We start from the raw sequence: 18,044 nt of genomic DNA, 5'->3' as shown, positions 1-18,044 counted from the left end.
GTTCACCTCGATCCGCCGGGGGATCCCGTCATGCAGCCGCGAGTCTTCGCGATTCTCACCGCCCTGCTCCTGGGCGTCCTGGGCCTCGGGTCGGTGGCCGTCACCGACTGGTCGCCCGCGGCGGCCACCTCGACCGCGGCGCCCGGCACCCCCGCCGACGGGACCGGCGCCGGTGCCCGGCCGGCCGCGGCGGGCGCCCCGAGCGCCACACCGACCGGCGACCCGGCGGTGTGGACCCGCTCGACGCTGCGCAACAAGCTGATGGCCGAGATGGACGCCACCGACCCCGGCGTCGCCCTCGCCGACCTCGACAAGATCACCAAGGAGAAGCCGTACACGGTGCGCTTCTGCCACCCGATCGCGCACGAGCTCGGCCACGCGGCGGTCAAGCGCTTCAACGCGGACTTCCAGAAGGTCATCTCCTTCCCGCACGAGACCTGCGCGGCCGGCTACCTGCACGGCGCGGTCGAGGAGATGCTCAACGCCTCCACCCAGCCCGAGGTGGACCTGCTCAAGCTCTGCCAGCCCAAGAACAGCGGCCCCTGCATCCACGGCGTCGGCCACGGCACGATGTTCGTCGCCAAGCAGGACGTCGCCAAGGCCCGCGACCTGTGCAACAAGTTCCCCACCGACCAGAACCGGATCCGCTGCTCCGAGGGCCTGTTCATGCAGCTCTTCGGCCCGGACGAGGAGGACGAGCAGGCCAAGGCCAACCTGCCCGCCGACAAGCTCGCCCAGGACCCGCTGTACCCCTGCAAGGACCAGCCGTCCCTGTTCCAGTCGGCCTGCTACTTCTACGCGCCGACCTTCTACCTCTCCTCGCACGACTACCCGAACCACCCCGAGGTCTACGCCGACGCCCTCAAGTGGTGCCTCAACGGCAAGGCCAGTGGCGGCGCGGTGGACTGCAGCCGGGGTGTGGGCTCGCGGACCATGAAGTACAACCTGGACCGCGAGGACTGGGCCGCCCAGCAGTGCGCGACCGCCGCCGACGGCTGGCAGCGCAAGGCCTGCGCCGAGGGCCTGGTCAGCTACTACACGGTCAACTACACCGACGCCGGTGCGGCCGGGCGGCTCTGCGCCAAGATCACCAACAAGGAGATGCAGGGCTACTGCCGCTCGGCGAGCGGCCTGTCGGCCTCGCTGGACTGACCCCGGCCGGCCCGGGACCGCCGGGGCCGGATCGGCAGGTCTCGGCAGGTTTCGGCAGGTTTCGGCAGGAGGGCCCGCGCCGCACGGCGCGGGCCCTTTGCGTAGGATCACCCGACCATCGCCTGATCAGGGTGCGCCGAGGACGCCGCGCCTGCCCTCCCCCGGCCCCCTGGAGTGTCCCGCATGGCCACCGACGACTTCCGCGCCGCCGCCCGCGCCACCGCCGACCTGGTCTCCGACTACCTCGCCGAGCTGCCCGACCGCCCGGTCTGGCAGCCCATGGCCGAGGCCGCCCGCGACGCCCTGCTCGACGCCCCGCTGCCCGCCGAGGGCCGCCCGCTCGCCGAGCTGGTCGACGCCATCGGGCGCGAGGTGATGCCGTACCCCATGGGCAACGGCAACCCGCGCTTCTTCGGCTGGGTGAACTCCGCCCCCGCCCCCGCCGGGGTGCTCGCCACCCTCGCCGCCTCCGCGATGAACCCCAGCTCGGCCGGCGGCGACCACGCCGACGTCCACCTGGAGCGCGCCGTCGTCCGCTGGATCGCCGAGCTCGTCGGCTTCCCGCACCCGGCCGGCGGCGGGCTGCTCACCTCCGGCACCTCGATGGCGACCATCGTCTGCCTCGCCGCCGCCCGCGACCGCGCCGCCCGACGGGCCGGCCTGGACGTCCGGGAGGACGGCCTGGCGGGCCTGCCCCCGCTGGTCGGCTACGTCACCGGCGAGACCCACTCCTGCGTCCGCAAGGCCGCCGAACTCCTCGGCCTCGGCAGCAAGCACCTGCGCACCGTCGCCACCGGCCCGGACGGCCGCCTGGACACCGCCGAGCTGCGCGCGGCCGTCGAGCGCGACCGGGCGGCCGGGCTGCTGCCCTTCCTGGTCGTCGCCTCGGCCGGCACCGTCGGCACCGGCGCGGTCGACGCGTTCGACCCGATCGCCGACCTGTGCGAGGAACAGCGCCTCTGGCTGCACGTGGACGGCGCGTACGGCGCATTCGGCCGGCTCGACCCCGCCGTCGCCCACCGCTACGCCGGCCTGGAGCGCGCCGACTCGCTCGCCCTCGACCCGCACAAGTGGCTCGGCGTCCCGGTCGACTGCGGCTGCGCCCTGGTCCGCGACACCGAGGGACTGCGCGCCACCTTCAGCCTCGTCCCGTCCTACCTGCGCGACGAAGCGGCCGGCGCGCTCGGCTGGTTCTCCGAATACGGCACCGAGCAGACCCGCCCGTTCCGCGCCCTCAAGGTCTGGGCGACCATCGCCCACAAGGGCCGCAGCGGTCTCTCCCGGGACATCGCCCGGTGCACCGCACTGGCCCGACGCCTCGGTGAACTCGTCGAGGCCGACACCGAGTTGGAGCTGCTCGCCGAGGTCCAGACCTCCATCGTGGCGTTCCGCCACCGCGCCCCCGGCCGGGACGCCGCCGCCCGCGACGCCCTCAACCGCGCGCTGCCCGTCGCCGTCCAGGAGCGCGGCCGGGTCTTCGTCACCGGTGCCCGGCTGGGCGGGGCGGAAATGCTCCGCGCCTGCCTCCTCAACGCCACGACGACGGAGGACGACCTGCACCTGCTGCTCGCCGAGGTCAGGGCCGCGGCCGCCGAGCTGCTGCCGTAACACTCCCCGACGGACCTTAACCCGCAGGTCACGGCCGGTTCGCGGACGGGAAACACCGGTCCGGCACGGTGGAGGTCATGGAGCACTCGAAGCCTTCCCTCCGCCGTGCCCACCGCTGGCGCCGCGACACCGTCGAGCTCGCCGCCGTCTTCCTCTCCGTCACCGCCGCCGACCTCGTCGCCAAGCTCGTCGTCGACGGCCCGGACGGCCCGGTCGTCCTGGGCACCTCCGCGCTCGCGCTGCTCGCCACCGCACTGCTCCACACCTGGTGGTCCCCGCACGCCCCGCCGCCGACGACCCTGTGGCGGGTCCGCACCACGGCGCTCGCCCACACCCCCGCGGCCCTCGCCGACCACCGGATCACCCTGCTCTCCCTCCACCCCGAAGAGCTCTTCCTCCGCACCGAACACTCGGTGACCCCGGCCGCCCTGACGACGCTGCTGACCACCACCGGCCACACCGTCGAGGCCCCGCCGACCCGGATCGCCTGAACCCGGCCGCGGACACCCGCCTGCGGACACCCGTCCGGGCGGACCCAGTCCGGGCATCGCCCGTCAGGCCGGCCCGGGGTCGTTGGGGTGCGGTTCGAGCGGGGTCACCACGGCGGTCATCCACGGCCACAGCGGAAGGCTGCCGAGCACCTCCGCCCGCAGCCGGGCCTCGTCGGCGGCCCGCCAGACGCCGATGCTGCGCCGTTCGCCGACCGGGCGCCACAGCCGCGCCAGGTGGCCGGTGGCGGCCAGCTCGCGGGCCCGGACGGCCTCGGCGGCGCGCCGCCGGTCGACCTCCTCCTCGGCGGTGCCCTCGGGAATGACGGTGGTGATCTCCACCAGGAACTCGTGCACGGACCCGCTCCCTTCTCGACCCGGCCCCCGCCCCCATCGTCGGCCCGGCCCTCGCCCGCCGCCACGACCGACCGGCACCCGGTGGGCCGGTCGGACGAATCCGCGGCCGACCTCCGGCGGTCGCCCGCCGACCGGGGGCGAAGCACCCGTCCCGGGCGGGATCCTCCCCCTGGGCGGCCGGACGCCGCTCCTCGTGCCACACCCCGGGAGTACCGCCATGCACCGCACCACCGAAGCCGACGAGACGATCCTGCGCGGCGTCCTGGACGACTGGAGGGCCGCCGTCGACCGACACCTCCCCGACCGGGTCGCCGCCCTGTTCACCGAGGACGCGATCTTCCAGGGCCTGCACCCCTACAGCGTCGGCCGCCCCGGCGTCGCCGCCTACTACGCCGCCCAGCCCCCCGGCATGACCGCCGACTACCGCGTCCTGGAGACCAGGCGCCCCGCCGCCGACCTCGTCCTGGGGTACCTGCGCGTCGACTTCGCCTTCACCGACCGGCCGACCCTCACCGTCCACCTCGGCGTCCTGCTGCGACGCACCGAGCAGGGCTGGGCCATCGCCCACTACCAGGTCTCCCCCACGACCGCCTGACCCCGGACGGGCCCGGGCAGGAAGACCACCGGACGACACGGCGCCGGATGCGCACGCGGCCTCCGGGCCACCGGCGGCGGGGGCCCGGGGGCTCACCCGCCGCCGGCGCCGGACCTCCGGCGGGGTCAGCCCTTGGCGGCGGGCTTCACCACGCACACCGCGTTGCCGAGCATCGAGCCGAAGCCGCCCAGCAGGGCACTGGTGACGGACTTGCAGGCGGCCGCCTCCTCGGGTGTCCTGGGGCCGTTGTCGCCGGAGGAGGAGGTGACCGTGGAGGAGGTCACGGCGGCGGCGGGCTGGGCGAGGGCGAGCGGGGCCACGAGGAGCAGCGCGCACCACGCGGCGGCCCGTACGGACGTCCGGACCGGCTTCTTCACTGACATGGGGAACCCCTTCGGATCGGCATGGGATCGGCGGAAAGCCGAGCCATCCCTATCCGAAGGGGTTCCCCCGCTGACGGATCCTGGGCCATCCGTGGGTGTGTCCCGCCGAGCGCGGTCACCCCGCGGTCACTCCTCCGTCACTGCGCGGTCCGCTCCACCGCCCGGATCGCGGCGGCCAGTTCCGCCACCCCGTGCTCCTTCAGCACGCCGTAGTGGTCCGCGGTCAGCTCGACCACGGCCGGCGGGGCGGCGGAGTAGCCGCTGCTGCCCTCGACGAAGGAGTAGTCGTCGCCGGCGGCCTTGAAGATGGTCACCGGGGCGTCCAGCCGCCGCTCGGCCAGCTCACGGAAGCTGTACTCGAACTCGTAGGTCTCGCCGACGATGCCGGTGATCCGGCGGATCAGCTCCTCGTCCAGTTCCGGCAGCATCCGGTGCACGCAGGCGACGAAGCCGTCCTCGTCCGCCGCCGAGGCCAGGCAGCGTTCCAGGTCGGGGCCGCTGATCCGGCCGGTGAACACCCCGAACAGGATGGTCACGTACGCGGGGTTGGCGTACGAGGCCTCACGGCCCCAGCGCCGGCCGCCGTCCTGACGCACCTTCGGGTTGCCGGGGCAGATCAGCAGCAGGTTCTCCACCCGCTCGCCGGCCTGCTCCAGCTGCCAGGCGGCCTCGAAGGCGACCCGGGCGCCGAAGGAGAAACCCCACAGCGTGTACGGGCCCTCGGGCTGGACCCGGCGCAGCTCGGCAACGTCCGCGGCGGCCGTCTCCCGGATGGTCGGGTACGGCGTCTCGCCCTCGTTGATGCCGTGTGCCTGGATGCCGTAGAAGGCACGGCCGTCGCGCGCCTCCCGGCCGAGCAGGCGCAGGTTCATCGGGTAGCCGCCCAGGCCGGGCCAGCAGAACACCGGCCGGCCGGACCCGCCCGGGTGCAGCGGGATCAGCCGCGAGCCGGGGGCCCCGGCGTCGCCGCCGTCGGCGGCGGTCCCGCCGCGGGCCTGCTCGATGCGTGCGGCCAGGTCGCCCAGCTTCGGGCACTGGAACAGCACCTGCAGCGGCAGCGCGGTGCCGAACTCCCGGTTGATCCGGTTGACCAGGGCCACGGCGATCAGCGAGTTGCCGCCGGCGGCGAAGAACTCGTCCGCCACCGAGACGTCCTCGTAGCCGAGGGCCCGCCCCCAGGCCTCGGCCAGCCACCGTTCCTGCGCGGTGCCCGGGGCGACGTACTCGCTGCGGACCCCGGCCGTACGGACGGCGTCGGAGGCGGCGAGGGCCTTGAGGTCGACCTTGCCGTTCGCGGTGAGCGGGAGGGCGTCGACGACCAGAACCCGGTTGGGGAGCATGTAGTCGGGCAGCAGGGTGGCCAGTTCGTCCTTGATGATCTCGGCCGGTCCCTTCATGTGCACGGCGTCCTCCTGCATGCCCTCGCTGCGGATCTGCTCCTCGCTCACCTTGCCGCCGAGGAAGAAGTACGACGGGCCGGTGGCGATGCCGCGGTCGGTGAGGATCTCGTCGATGCGGCGTGCGGCGGGCAGCGGGTGGCCGGAACGGGAGCTGTAACCGGAGGACATGAAGCCCAGGCCCAGGCCGTTGCGCTGCAGGTGGTGCAGCCTGGTGCCGAGCGCGACGTACTGCAGCCACTCCTCGTCGGTCCGGCTGACGGCGGTGATGCCGAACGCGGCCCGGGCGTGGACGGCCTGGTTGATCGCGATCACGTGCCGGGACTCCACCACCGCGTCCGAGATCCGGGCCGGCTCGCCGTCGGCGCACCGGTAGAGCCCGCCGGGCAGGCCCTCCACCCGGCCCTCGTGGACCTGGAGGTAGAGCTCGGTGCTCTCGGCGCGGGCCGTGCCGTCGTTGCGGACGACCGCGAAGCCGCCCAGGTAGTGGTCCTCCTCGGCGACGTCCAGCCGTTCCTTGACCGACGGGTCGAGGCCGAGCGGCCGCACGTCCAGCCCGTACTCGGGCAGCACCTCCTCGAAGACGCCCAGCATGTGGCCGGTCTCGAACTCCAGCACCTCGCGGATGTTGTTCTTGTACACCGGCTCGATGGCGCCGTGCCGGCCGGAGAAGTGCAGCGTCAGGTAGGCCTCCTCGCGGGCCTCGGCGGGCCCGATCCGGACCAGGACGTGGTCGACCGGGTGGTAGTAGTACAGCCCGGCCGCGAGCCCGTCCAGGCCACCGGTCTCCAGGTACAGCTGGGTCGCGTACAGCGCGCCCGGCGAGGCGTAGGCGTACTTGGGCAGCAGCCGCTCCTCGCTGTGGAACTGGCCGAACCAGCGCAGGATGCGGCCGAGTTCGGGGAAGCTCAGCAGTTCCAGGTCCCGGCCGAAGGCGCCGGCCGGGCGCGGGGCGAGCAGCGCGGTGAGGTCCTCGCGGGTGACCGGACCGCCGTCGTAGAAGCGGTAGGTCTTGCGGGCGAAGGTCTCCCGGCGCTGGGTCTCGCTCTCGCGCCGCCCGGGCAGTTCGACCCGCTCGCGGCCGGCCAGCCCGGCCGGTTCGCGCAGGCCGGGGTCGGAGAGCTGTGCCTTGACCTGGAGTTTGCTGGCCTTGGACTGGTGGTGGCCGCCGTGGCTGCCCTGGTCCATCAGGGCGGCCTCGCGCGGGTTGAGCTCGACGCAGGCGACCAGGTTCGGGTGGCCGGTGCGCTCGTCGTCGGTGACGACCGCGGCCGAGCGGCGCACCCAGGTGTGCTCCTCGATCGCGCGGGCTATCTCGTCCAGCTCGACCCGGTAGCCGCGCAGCTTGACCTGGTTGTCGACCCGGCCGGCGAACTGGAGGGTGCCGTCCGGGTTCCACTGCGCGAGGTCGCCGGTGCGGTACAGCCGTTCGCCGGGCGCGAACGGGGAGGGGACGAACCGCTCCTCGGTCAGCTCCGGGCGGTGCAGGTAGCCGCGGGCCAGCTGGACGCCGCCGATGTACAGCTCGCCGACGCCGCCGTCCTCGACCGGCACCAGCCGCTCGTCCAGGACGTGGCACCGGGTGCCGTCGACCGGCCGGCCGATCGGCACCGAACCGGCGCCGTCGTCGAGCCCGGCCGGGTCGACCAGGTGCGCGGTGGCGTTGATGGTGCACTCGGTCGGACCGTACAGGTTGACCAGCGAGACCCCGGGCAGCGCCCGGCCGAGGTCGCGGGCGAGCCGCCGGGAGAGCGCCTCGCCGCCGGAGAACAGCCGGGCCAGGCCGGTGCAGTCGGTGAAGCCCTCGGTGTCCAGCAGTGCCCGGAGCAGGGTGGGCACGCACTGCAGCGCGGTCACGCCGTGCCGCCGCACGGCGGCGACCAGCGCCTCCGGGTCGCGGTGGAGACCGGGCGTGCCGGCCACCACGCGGGCGCCGACGGCCGGGGCGAGGATCTCCCACTGGGCGGCGTCGAAACTCATCGGGGTCTTCTGCAGCACGGTGACCCCGGGGTCGAGGTGCCCGGCGGCGAGCAGCCAGCGCAGCTGGGAGACCACCGCGCGGTGCTCGATCATCACGCCCTTGGGGCGGCCGGTGGAGCCGGAGGTGTAGATCACGTAGGCCAGCGACTCCGGCCGGGCCGCCTCGGCGTCGGCCTCCTCGGCCGCGCCTTGGCCGGCCGGGGCGTCGTCCGCCGGGGCGTCGGCGGCGGGGGCGTCCTCGACGGTGACGACCGCCGTCCCGGCCGGGGCCAGCCCGGCCAGCCGTTCGCGCAGGTGTTCCTGGGTGAGCACGATGCGGGTGCCACTGTCCTCGATCATGTAGCGGATCCGGTCCTCGGGGTACTCGGGCGACAGCGGCAGGTAGCCGGCCCCGGCGTACAGGACGCCCCACGCCCCGGCGACCAGCCCGACCGACGGCTCGACGTACAGGCCGACGCAGGTGTCGGTGCCGGCGCCCAGGCGGCGCAGCTCGGCGGCCAGCCGACGGGCGGTCGCCGACAGCTCCAGGAAGGTGAGGCCGGCGCCCTCGCCGAGGACGGCCGGGGCGTCGGGCCGGGTGCTCGCCTGCCGGTCGAGCAGACCGGTGAGCGCGGTGCCGGCCGGTGCGCGGCGGGCGTGCGGGACGGCGGCGGTGGCGTTGGTGGTGGCGGCGGACGGGGTGATGCGCATGGCAGTGGCCTTCGGTACTCGGGGGGAAGGGATCCCGACGGCCTGTTCACCAGGAGCGCCGGGCACGGGATCCACCGTCGGCCGCCCGCCGTCCCGCCCGCCTGAGGCAGCGGTCCGGACCTGTGCCGCGTCCACCCCCGGACCGGGGCCCCTGCCGTCCCGGACCCCGCGTCCGGCCGTCCCGGCCCGTCCCCGGTCCGTCCCGGTCGGTCCCGGGCACACCCGGGCATTCGGCCGTTCACGATCACGTAACCGAACGGAAGCGAAGCGTGGGTAGCGTCGGCCGCATGACGGCACCGCGCACTCGCCCCGAACGGCTCTGGCACCGGCCCTTCCGCAGGTCCGACCGCAGGTGCGTGGTGCCCGAGGGGCAGACCGTCCGGCTGCCCGTGCTCACCGACGGCCCGTCCCGGGTCGCCCGGCCGCACCCGCGCCCCGAGCCCGGCCGGCACCACCCGGCCCCGGAGGCGCCGTCCCGGCTGTCCCTGCCGGACGGGACCGGGCTCCTGCTGCGCCCGGCCGGCCCGGCCGACAAGGCGGCGGCCCTGGCGATGCACGGCCGCTGCTCCCCCGCCGCGCTGCGGCTGCGCTACCACGGTCCGGTCCGCGACGCCGACCGCTACCTCGACCACCTGCTGAACCCCCGGCACGGCCACAGCCTCGTCGTGACCGCCCCGGACGGGCGGGTCCTCGCCCTCGGGCACCTGATGTGGGACGACGGCGAGGCGGAGCTGGCCGTCCTGGTCGAGGACGGCTGGCAGCGCCGCGGGCTGGGCCTGGCGCTGCTGCGCCGACTGGTGGTGGCTGCCCGGGCGGCCGGGATCGGCACGGTGTACGCGGTGACCCAGTGCGCCAACGCCGGCCTGATCGCCGCGATGCGCCGGCTCGGTGCGCCGCTGGACTTCCGGACCGAGGACGGCACCCTGGTGATCACCGCCGCCCTGGGCTCCGGCGGCCCGGGAACCGGCGGCCCCGGAGCCGACGGCCCGGGCGCCCGCGCCCACCATCCGGGCCGCTGATCATTTCTTCACCAGATCCTTACCGGGAACCCGGGGACAGCCGCCGAGCGTCACCAACCAGTGCAGGCTCCGTCCGTACACCGCCCTCCTTGACGGCCCGTCAGCAGGCCCCGCCACCGCGTCGCAGCAGGCGGCGCGGGGTCCGGATCGTCCGGCCGGGCGACGGAGTCGGTAGGCTGACCCCCGTCCCCGCCGCCCGACGGCCCGTTATCCGGTCCCGGGCGGTGCCGCAGCAAGGAGGAACCACTGAGCATGGCAGGCACCGAATCGGAGCCCACAGGCGCACGCGACGCCTCGCTGCCGGCCCGCGCCAAGATCGCGGTCACGGCCGGCCGGGTCGCCGCCGCCGTGTCGCGCAAGGCCGGACGCGGGAGCGGCTCGGTGATCGGCGGAAAGGTCGCCCTCAAGCTCGACCCCGACCTGCTCGCCACCCTCGCCGACCACCTCGACGTCGTCCTGGTCAGCGCGACCAACGGCAAGACCACCACCACCCGCCTGATCGCCGAGGCGCTGCGCGCCGCCGGCCCGGTGGTCTCCAACGCCCTCGGCGCGAACATGCCGGCCGGCATCACCTCCGCCCTGGCGGGCGGCACGGAGGCCCGCTTCGGCGTCATCGAGGTCGACGAGAAGTACCTGGCGACGGTCGCCCGCGACACCCGCCCCAAGGCGATCGCCCTGCTCAACCTCTCCCGCGACCAGCTCGACCGCGCCGCCGAGACCCGGATGATGGCCGAGAAGTGGCGCGAGGGCCTGCAGGACACCGAGGCCGTGGTGATCGCCAACGCCGACGACCCGCTGGTGACCTGGGCCGCCTCCTCCTGCAAGAAGGTGGTCTGGGTGGCCGCCGGACAGGCGTGGAAGGAGGACGCCTGGTCCTGCCCCGCCTGCGGCGGTGTCATGCAGCGCCCCGGTGACGACTGGTTCTGCCAGGAGTGCGGCTTCCGCCGCCCCAACCCGCACTGGGCGCTCCAGGGCACCCACGTGATCGACCCGCAGCGCGGCGCCTGGCCGATCCAGCTGCAGCTGCCCGGCCGGGCCAACCTGGCCAACGCCACCAGCTCGGCCGCCGTCGCCGCCGTGTTCGGCGTCTCCCCGCAGGTCGCCCTGGAGCGGATGCGCTCGGTGACCGCCGTGGCCGGCCGCTACGACGTGGTCCAGTACCAGGGCCGGGACATCCGGCTGCTGCTGGCCAAGAACCCGGCCGGCTGGCTGGAGACCTTCTCGCTGATCGACGGCCCGCCCGCCCCGGTGATCCTCTCCGTCAACGCCCTCGACGCCGACGGCACCGACACCTCCTGGCTGTGGGACGTCGACTACGAGCGCCTCGCCGGGCACCCGGTGTTCGTGATGGGCCAGCGCAAGCTGGACCTGGCCGTCCGCCTGGAGGTCGCCGGGCTGCAGTTCCACGTGGTGGACACCCTGGAGCAGGCCGTCCGGATGGCGCCGCCCGGCCGGATCGAGGCCATCGCCAACTACACCGCCTTCCAGCAGCTGCGGAAGGTCGTGGCCGGCTGATGCCGCGCCCGCACACCAGTCTTTTCGTGACGGAAGGCCTTCGAGGATGAGTGAGAGCAGCCTGCGCGTGGTCTGGGTCTACCCGGACCTGCTCAGCACCTACGGCGACCGCGGCAACGCCCTGGTCGTGGAGCGCCGGGCCCGCCAGCGCCATCTCAACGTGACCCGGATCGACGTCCGCTCCGACCAGGCGATCCCCACCAGCGGGGACATCTACCTGATCGGCGGCGGCGAGGACCGCCCGCAGCGACTGGCCGCCGAGCGGCTGCGCGCCGACAGCGGCCTGGTGCGGGCCGCCGAGAACGGCGCGATCATCTTCGGCGTCTGCGCGGGCTTCCAGATCATGGGCCACGAGTTCATCAACGACCTCGGCGAGCGCGAGCCGGGCCTGGGCCTGCTCGACGTCTGGACCGCGCGCGGCGAGGGCGCCCGCTGCGTCGGCGACGTGCTCGCCGACGTCGACCCCCGGCTCGGCCTGCCGCAGCTGACGGGCTTCGAGAACCACCAGGGCGTCACCCACCTCGGCCAGGGCGTCCAGCCCTTCGCCACGGTCAGCGTCGGCCGCGGCAACGGCACCGGTGACGGCACCGAGGGCGCCTGGCGGGACACCGTCTTCGGTACCTACCTGCACGGCCCCGTGCTGGCGCGCAACCCCGCCGTGGCCGACATGCTGATCAAGCTGGCGCTGGACGTCAACGCCCTGCCGCCGGCCGACACCACCTGGTACGACGCGTTGCGCGCCGAGCGCATCGCGGCCGCGACGCGCCCCGCGTAGTACGCCGGTACGCCCCGGCCGGGTGCCCGCGATGCGGTCACCCGGCCCGCGGGCGGCCCCGGACGTACGACAATGGGGCTGCCTACTGCACACCCTCCTCGGCAGCAGGCTTCACTTCCGCGCGGGGGCGCCGACGGCGCCGCTCCCGCGTCGGCTCCTGCCCGGCCGGACCAGGGGCCGTATGCTCGACTTCACGGCCGTTTCCGGATGATCTGTCCGGATCGGCCGGTCCTTCACCCCACGGCCGCCTCCCCGCCGCCCCGGCGCGGGGGCGCCCCGTCGCGGTGACGGCTCGTCGTCCCAGCCTGTGGTCCGGCCGTTCCTCGGTTCTGCTCGGGAGTTGCAAAGCTAATGCGTATCGGAGTGCTGACCAGCGGCGGTGACTGCCCCGGACTGAACGCGGTGATCCGTTCCGTGGTCCACCGCGGGGTGGTCGACCACGGTGACGAGATCATCGGGTTCGAGGACGGGTGGCGCGGGTTCCTGGAGGGCCACCACCGCCCCCTGACCCTGGACTCGGTGAGCGGCATCCTGGCCCAGGGCGGCACCATCCTCGGTTCCTCCCGGGTCCAGCCCAGCCACCTGCGGGACGGCGTCGAGCGGGCCAAGAAGTACTGCTCGGACCTCGGCCTGGACGCGGTCATCCCGATCGGCGGCGAAGGCACCCTGAAGGCCGCCAAGCTGATGAGCGACGCGGGCCTGCCGATCGTCGGCGTGCCGAAGACCATCGACAACGACATCGCCGCCACCGACGTGACCTTCGGCTTCGACACCGCCGTCTCGGTCGCCACCGAGGCGCTGGACCGGCTGAAGACCACCGCCGAGTCCCACCAGCGGGTCATGGTCGTCGAGGTCATGGGCCGGCACACCGGCTGGATCGCGCTCAACGCGGGCATGGCGGCCGGCGCGCACGCCATCGTCGTCCCCGAGCGCCCGTTCCACATCGACCAGCTCACCGCCGTCGTCCGCGAACGCTTCGACCGTCAGAAGAAGTTCGCCATCGTGGTCTGCGCCGAGGGCGCCAAGCCCGAGGCCGGCACCATGCACTGGGAGGAGGGCAGCAAGGACATCTACGGCCACGAGCGCTTCACCGGGATCGCCACCCAGCTCTCCCGCGAGCTGGAGCACCGCCTCGGCAAGGAGGCCCGCCCGGTCATCCTCGGCCACACCCAGCGCGGCGGCACCCCGACCGCCTACGACCGGGTGCTCGCCACCCGCTTCGGCTGGCACGCCGTCGAAGCCGTCCACAAGGGCGCGTTCGGGCACATCACCGCGCTGCAGGGCACCAACATCAACCTGGTGCCGCTCGCGGAGGCCGTCGCCGAGCTGAAGACCGTCCCGCAGGACCGCTACCTGGAGGCCGAGACGGTCCTCTGACCGCCCCCCGGTCCACCCGACCGGCCCGGCCCGCACGAAGGCCCCCGGACCCGCCCTACCGGCCCCCGGGGGCCTTCGCGCATCCGGCGGGCACCCGCGCTCCCCGCCCGCTAGCGTGTCCGCAGACGTGGCCGCCGCACCGGCCGCCGGAGCCGACTCTGGAGGGACCGCGGATGGAGATCCTCGCGTACGGGGTGCAGGCCGACGAACGGCCGCTGCTGGAACAGGCCTTCACGGGCCGGCACGGGCTGCGCTGCCTGGACGTCTTCCTCACCCGGGACACCGCGCCGCTGGCCGCCGGCTACCCGGTCGTCAGCAGCAGCGTCAACGCCGTCCTGGACGCCGCGACGCTCGCGGCGCTCGCCGACGGCGGCACCGAGCTGATCGCCCAACGCTCCACCGGCTTCAACAACATCGACCTCGACGCCGCCGCCGAGCTCGGACTCACCGTCGCCCGGGTCTCCCACTACAGCCCCTACGCCGTCGCCGAACACGCCTGGGCGCTCGCGCTGGCCGTCAACCGCCGCCTCACCCGCGCCGCCACCCGCACCCGCGAGTTCGACTTCCGCCTCGACGGCCTGCTCGGCCGCGACGTCCACGGGATGACCGTCGGCGTGATCGGCACCGGCAAGATCGGCGAGTGCTTCGCCCGGATCGCCGCCGGCTTCGGCACCGAACTGCTCGGCTGGGACATCGCCGAGAACCCGGCCTGCCGCGAACTCGGCATGACCTACACCGAACTGCCCGAACTCCTCAGCCGCGCCGACCTGGTGAGCCTGCACGTGCCCCTGCTGCCGGCCACCCGGCACCTGATCGACGGAGCCGCGCTGGCCCGGATGAAGGACGACGCGATCCTCGTCAACTCCAGCCGCGGCGGCCTCGTCGACAGCGTCGCCCTGGTCGAGACCCTGCGCGCCGGACGGCTGTCCGGCGTCGGACTGGACGTGTACGAGGAAGAGACCGGCCTCTTCTTCACCGACCGCTCCATCGAGGGCATCGCCGACGACGTCCTCGCCCGGCTGGTCACCTTCCCCCAGGTCCTCGTCACCAGCCACCAGGCCTACTTCACCCGCACCGCCGTCGGCCAGATCATCGACGCCACCGCCCGCAACGTCGACGACTTCGCCGCCGGGCGGCGCAACGAGAACACCCTCGTCCCCAAGGACTGACCCCACGAAAGCGCCCGGCAGCCGGTCCCCGTGGTCCTGCGGACGCTTCCCCGACCCCGGGGCCGGTTCATCCACCTTCGCCGAGGCGGCGCCCCGCGCACCGTGGGCCGGGATCCCCGGGGAGCGGAACACCGGTGGGCCGTTTTCCGCTTCGGGCACCCGAATTCCGACGGCCCCTCCCGCGTAGGCACGTGCCGCTCCTCGGATCGGGCCGAACCTCGGGGCCGGACCGAGTCCGCACCGAGAACCCGGCACGGTCAGCGGCCCGACAGGGCAGGCCGCCGACCGGTTCGAAGGCCGCGGCCGACCGTACGGCGTCGACGTCCTCGCCGCCGGGCGGCGCAGCGAGAACGCGCTCGTCCCGGCGGCGGGGAGCCGAGCTAGCCGCTGCCCCCGAGCACCGTGCGGTACCACCCGGCGGCCTCCGGGAGGCGGGCGAGCGGGCCGGGGCCGGGCGGGCAGGCGGCGAGGCGCCAGACGGCCCCGCTGCGGTACCAGTGGTCACGGGCGACCAGCGAGAACTGGCGCTCCGAGACCCGGCCGGGTGCGGCGGCCAACAGCCGCCGGCACTCCTCCCACGGCACGGCCGGGCCGTCCGGGGCCGCCAGCAGGCCGAGCGAGGCCAGCGCGGCCAGCAGGTCGCCGACACGGACCGGGTCCGGGTGGGAGGCGTGGTGGACGCCGGCCGGGGCGCCGTGAGCGTCCAGGGCGAGCGCCGTGACCAGCCGGGCCAGGTCGGTGCGGTCCACGACCGAGAGCCGGGCCTCGCCGCCCGCCCAGCGGACCGGCACCCGGCGGACCAGCTCCGCCATCGCGGGCACCACCCAGCGGTCGCCCGTCCCGGTCACCAGGCCGGGGCGCAGCACGTGCGCGCCCGCGTCCAGGGCGTGCCGCTCGCCGAGCAGCCGGGTGCGACTGGCCTCGGACAGCGGGGCGGGCGGCACCTCGTCCACCCCGATGCCCGCGTGCGGGCCCTCGCCGTACACCGCCGTCGTCGACAGGTGGACGATCCGGCGCACCCCGGCGCGGGTGGCGGCCGCCATCAGCGCGGCCGTGCCGCGGACGTTCGCCGCCTCGCACTCCTCGGCGCCGCCGGAGACCCGGGAGGCCAGGTGGACCAGCACGGCGGCGCCCTCGCACAACTCCGCCAGCCCCGTGCCGTCGGCGAGGTCGCCCGGCACCCAGGTGGTGCCGGGGCCGGCGGTCTCCGGCACCCGGCGGGTCAGCGCGCGCACCCGTGCGCCGCGGGCCGTGAGGGCCGCCAGGACCCCGGAGCCGATGAAGCCGGTCGCTCCGGTCAGCGCGACCGTGTCCACCCCCGTCGCTCCCCGCTCCGCCGCCGTCGACGGTTCCGTCGCCGTCCGTGGTTCCGTCGCCATGTCCGGGCCTCCCTGCCGACCGGCCGGTCAGTCTAGCCAGCGGGCCGCCCGGCGGGGAGGGAGCCGTACGGAGGGGGTGGGGGCACGGCCCGAGGTAAGGCCCACCTAGGCTGTATGCCAAGCAAAACGGGCGAACCGGACCCCCCGCGGGGACCACGAGGACGGAAAGCAGGACCCGCCGATGGGCGACGGAATGTCAGGCATGCACCACCACGGCGGGATGACCCAGCTAGGCCCGTTCACCCTCTCCAACGTGTGGACCTGGTCCCCGGACTGGTTCTTCCTGCTCGGCGGGCTGGTCGTCCTGGGGCTCTACGCGGCGGGCGTGGTCCGGCTGTACCGGCGCGGCGACCGCTGGCCGGTCGGCCGGATGATCGGCTGGGCGGCCGGCGTCGGCACCCTGCTGCTGGTGACCTGCAGCGGGCTGAACGACTACGGCATGGTGCTGTTCAGCGCGCACATGATCCAGCACATGGTGCTCTCCATGCTGACGCCGATCCTGCTGCTGCTCGGCGCCCCGATCACGCTGGCGCTGCGGGCGCTGCGCCCGGCCGGCAAGGGCCGCCCGCGCGGGCCGCGCGAGCTGCTGGTGGCACTGCTGCACAGCCGGTACGTCCGGATCATCTCGCACCCGGCGTTCACCATCCCGATGTTCATCGCGAGCCTCTACGGGGTCTACTTCACCCCGGCGTTCGACTTCCTGATGCAGTACCGCCTCGGGCACATCTTCATGATGGTCCACTTCCTGTTCACCGGGCTGGCCTTCTTCTGGCCGATCATGGGCGTGGACCCGGGCCCGCACCGCCCCGGCCACGTGATGCGGATCATCGAACTGTTCATGGGGATGCCGTTCCACGCCTTCTTCGGCGTGGCGGTGATGATGGCGAGCCACCCGCTGGTCACCACCTTCACCCCGGAGGGGTCGCCGCCCGGGACGGACCTGCTGGAGGACCAGAAGCTGGCGGGCGGCATCACCTGGGCGTTCGGCGAGATCCCGACCGCGATCGTGCTGATCGCCCTGGTCTACCAGTGGATGGGCTCCGAGCAGCGGCACGCCCGTCGCCGGGACCGTGCCGAGGAGCGCTCCGGCGACGCCGAGCTGGAGGCGTACAACGCCTACCTGGCCTCGCTCCACAAGCGCGACCGGACCCCGGGGGCGGGCATCGCCCCGGGTGCCCCCGCAGCCGCTCCGGTGGCCGCTCCGGGCGCACCGGCCGCCGAGACCGGCTGAGTCCGGCCGAGTACGCCCCCTATCCGGAACCCTCGTTCCCGGGAACCCTCGTTCCGCCACCGGAACGGGGGTTCCGCCGTTCCGGAGGCGGGGCGGGGCCAGGCCCGAACCGGCAAGGACCGGGGCGGGGGCCGGAACGGTGGTTCCGCCGTACACGTTCGAACGGATATGCGCGCCCTGCTGATCGTCGCCGCCCTGCTCTGCGGGTACCTCCTGCTCTGGCTGCTCGGCTTCCTCGGCCTGGCCCTGCACCAGCGCCGCCGGCCCGCACCGGTCGGCTCCGACTACCTGGTCGTCCTGGGCGCCGCACTGGACGGCTGCGAGCCCGGGCCCACGCTGGCGGCCCGGCTGGACGCCGCGCTGGCGCGCCTGGCCGCCGAGGAGGCCGCCGGGTACGCCCCGCTGGTCCTGGTGACCGGCGGCAAGGGCCCGCACGAGCAGTGCACCGAGGCCGCCGCGATGGCCCGCTACCTGACCGCCCGGGGCGTCCCGGCCGAGCGGATCCGGTGCGAGGAGCGGGCCGCCAACACCGCCGAGAACCTCCGTTTCAGCGCCGCCCTGATGGCCGCCGAGCGCCCCGGCTACCGGTGCACGGTGGTCACCAGCGGCTTCCACACCGTCCGCTCCGCGCTCGCCGCCCGCCGGGCCGGCGCGCGCGGCGACGTGCTCGGCGCGGACGGACCGCTGGCGCACGGCCCGTACCTGCTGGTGCGCGAGGCTTTCGGCACCGCGCTGGCCATGCTCGGCCGGGTCTGAACCGGCCCGCCGCCGCACGGCCGGGGACCGGTGCCGGACCCGAGACCGAGGCCGGACCCGGGGACCGGGGACCCGGGCGGAACGCGGGGAGGCCCCCGGGGCCGGTGTGACGGGCGCGGGGGGCACCCCGTGCTGCACGGCGGCGCGGTCGGCCCGGGTAGGACCGGCCGGGT

General features: G+C 74.6%; 15 protein-coding genes. 11 read left to right on the top strand and 4 right to left on the bottom strand.

Features of this window, described 5'->3' with window-relative positions; all coding sequences use genetic code 11:
* Positions 1 to 30 precede the first annotated feature (30 nt).
* The 3 genes from ACFV04_RS22020 to ACFV04_RS22010 all read left to right on the top strand — a co-directional run bounded on the left by ACFV04_RS22020 (position 31) and on the right by ACFV04_RS22010 (position 3,251).
* Complete coding sequence (locus tag ACFV04_RS22020) at positions 31 to 1,152, top strand: hypothetical protein (RefSeq protein WP_360267794.1); 1,122 nt, start codon at positions 31 to 33, stop codon at positions 1,150 to 1,152.
* 183 nt (positions 1,153 to 1,335) lie between these two features.
* Positions 1,336 to 2,760, top strand: a complete 1,425-nt coding sequence (locus ACFV04_RS22015; RefSeq protein ID WP_380531361.1) for a pyridoxal phosphate-dependent decarboxylase family protein — start codon at positions 1,336 to 1,338, stop codon at positions 2,758 to 2,760.
* 77 nt (positions 2,761 to 2,837) lie between these two features.
* On the top strand, positions 2,838 to 3,251 hold the full coding sequence (locus ACFV04_RS22010) for a hypothetical protein (protein ID WP_380344069.1): 414 nt from the start codon (positions 2,838 to 2,840) through the stop codon (positions 3,249 to 3,251).
* Between the two features lie 63 nt (positions 3,252 to 3,314).
* Here the strand turns inward: ACFV04_RS22010 and ACFV04_RS22005 are convergent, their stop codons facing one another.
* Complete coding sequence (locus ACFV04_RS22005; RefSeq protein ID WP_380531358.1) at positions 3,315 to 3,605, bottom strand: muconolactone Delta-isomerase family protein; 291 nt, start codon at positions 3,603 to 3,605, stop codon at positions 3,315 to 3,317.
* Between the two features lie 217 nt (positions 3,606 to 3,822).
* Between ACFV04_RS22005 and ACFV04_RS22000 the strand changes: the two genes are divergently transcribed.
* Positions 3,823 to 4,200, top strand: a complete 378-nt coding sequence (locus tag ACFV04_RS22000; protein ID WP_380531355.1) for a YybH family protein — start codon at positions 3,823 to 3,825, stop codon at positions 4,198 to 4,200.
* Positions 4,201 to 4,325: 125 nt separating this feature from the next.
* On the opposite strand, the gene ACFV04_RS21995 is transcribed toward ACFV04_RS22000, so the two are convergent.
* Both ACFV04_RS21995 and ACFV04_RS21990 read right to left on the bottom strand, forming a co-directional pair.
* Positions 4,326 to 4,583, bottom strand: a complete 258-nt coding sequence (locus ACFV04_RS21995) for a hypothetical protein (protein ID WP_380531352.1) — start codon at positions 4,581 to 4,583, stop codon at positions 4,326 to 4,328.
* A 137-nt stretch (positions 4,584 to 4,720) separates the two neighbouring features.
* Positions 4,721 to 8,650: an amino acid adenylation domain-containing protein gene (locus tag ACFV04_RS21990; RefSeq protein WP_380531349.1), complete on the bottom strand. Its 3,930-nt coding sequence runs from the start codon at positions 8,648 to 8,650 to the stop codon at positions 4,721 to 4,723.
* A gap of 287 nt (positions 8,651 to 8,937) precedes the next feature.
* Between ACFV04_RS21990 and ACFV04_RS21985 the strand changes: the two genes are divergently transcribed.
* The 5 genes from ACFV04_RS21985 (at position 8,938) to ACFV04_RS21965 (ending at position 14,505) form a co-directional block, all read left to right on the top strand.
* A complete protein-coding gene (locus ACFV04_RS21985) occupies positions 8,938 to 9,669 on the top strand; it encodes a GNAT family N-acetyltransferase (RefSeq protein ID WP_380344059.1) in 732 nt (243 codons plus the stop codon).
* Between the two features lie 252 nt (positions 9,670 to 9,921).
* Positions 9,922 to 11,184: a MurT ligase domain-containing protein gene (locus ACFV04_RS21980; RefSeq protein ID WP_360267817.1), complete on the top strand. Its 1,263-nt coding sequence runs from the start codon at positions 9,922 to 9,924 to the stop codon at positions 11,182 to 11,184.
* Between the two features lie 46 nt (positions 11,185 to 11,230).
* The gene (locus ACFV04_RS21975) at positions 11,231 to 11,959 is read left to right on the top strand and encodes a glutamine amidotransferase (RefSeq protein ID WP_360267820.1); all 729 of its coding nucleotides are present in this window, start codon (positions 11,231 to 11,233) and stop codon (positions 11,957 to 11,959) included.
* Positions 11,960 to 12,310: 351 nt separating this feature from the next.
* On the top strand, positions 12,311 to 13,336 hold the full coding sequence (locus ACFV04_RS21970) for a 6-phosphofructokinase (protein ID WP_360267822.1): 1,026 nt from the start codon (positions 12,311 to 12,313) through the stop codon (positions 13,334 to 13,336).
* Between the two features lie 173 nt (positions 13,337 to 13,509).
* Positions 13,510 to 14,505: a 2-hydroxyacid dehydrogenase gene (locus tag ACFV04_RS21965; RefSeq protein WP_380344054.1), complete on the top strand. Its 996-nt coding sequence runs from the start codon at positions 13,510 to 13,512 to the stop codon at positions 14,503 to 14,505.
* Positions 14,506 to 14,885: 380 nt separating this feature from the next.
* On the opposite strand, the gene ACFV04_RS21960 is transcribed toward ACFV04_RS21965, so the two are convergent.
* Positions 14,886 to 15,884, bottom strand: coding sequence for an NAD-dependent epimerase/dehydratase family protein (locus tag ACFV04_RS21960; RefSeq protein ID WP_380531344.1), 999 nt, complete (start codon positions 15,882 to 15,884; stop codon positions 14,886 to 14,888).
* 202 nt (positions 15,885 to 16,086) lie between these two features.
* Here ACFV04_RS21960 and ACFV04_RS21955 point away from each other — a divergent pair, with 202 nt between their 5' ends.
* Together ACFV04_RS21955 and ACFV04_RS21950 are read left to right on the top strand one after the other, a co-directional pair.
* The gene (locus ACFV04_RS21955; protein ID WP_380531423.1) at positions 16,087 to 17,115 is read left to right on the top strand and encodes a cytochrome c oxidase assembly protein; all 1,029 of its coding nucleotides are present in this window, start codon (positions 16,087 to 16,089) and stop codon (positions 17,113 to 17,115) included.
* Positions 17,116 to 17,283: 168 nt separating this feature from the next.
* Positions 17,284 to 17,871, top strand: coding sequence for a YdcF family protein (locus tag ACFV04_RS21950; RefSeq protein WP_380344049.1), 588 nt, complete (start codon positions 17,284 to 17,286; stop codon positions 17,869 to 17,871).
* Positions 17,872 to 18,044: the final 173 nt, after the last annotated feature.

The organism is Kitasatospora sp. NPDC059599 (assembly GCF_042735125.1).
GTDB lineage: Bacteria > Actinomycetota > Actinomycetes > Streptomycetales > Streptomycetaceae > Kitasatospora.
Note: the sequence above shows the minus strand (reverse complement) of the source record. Positions and strands in the feature narration are given on the sequence as shown.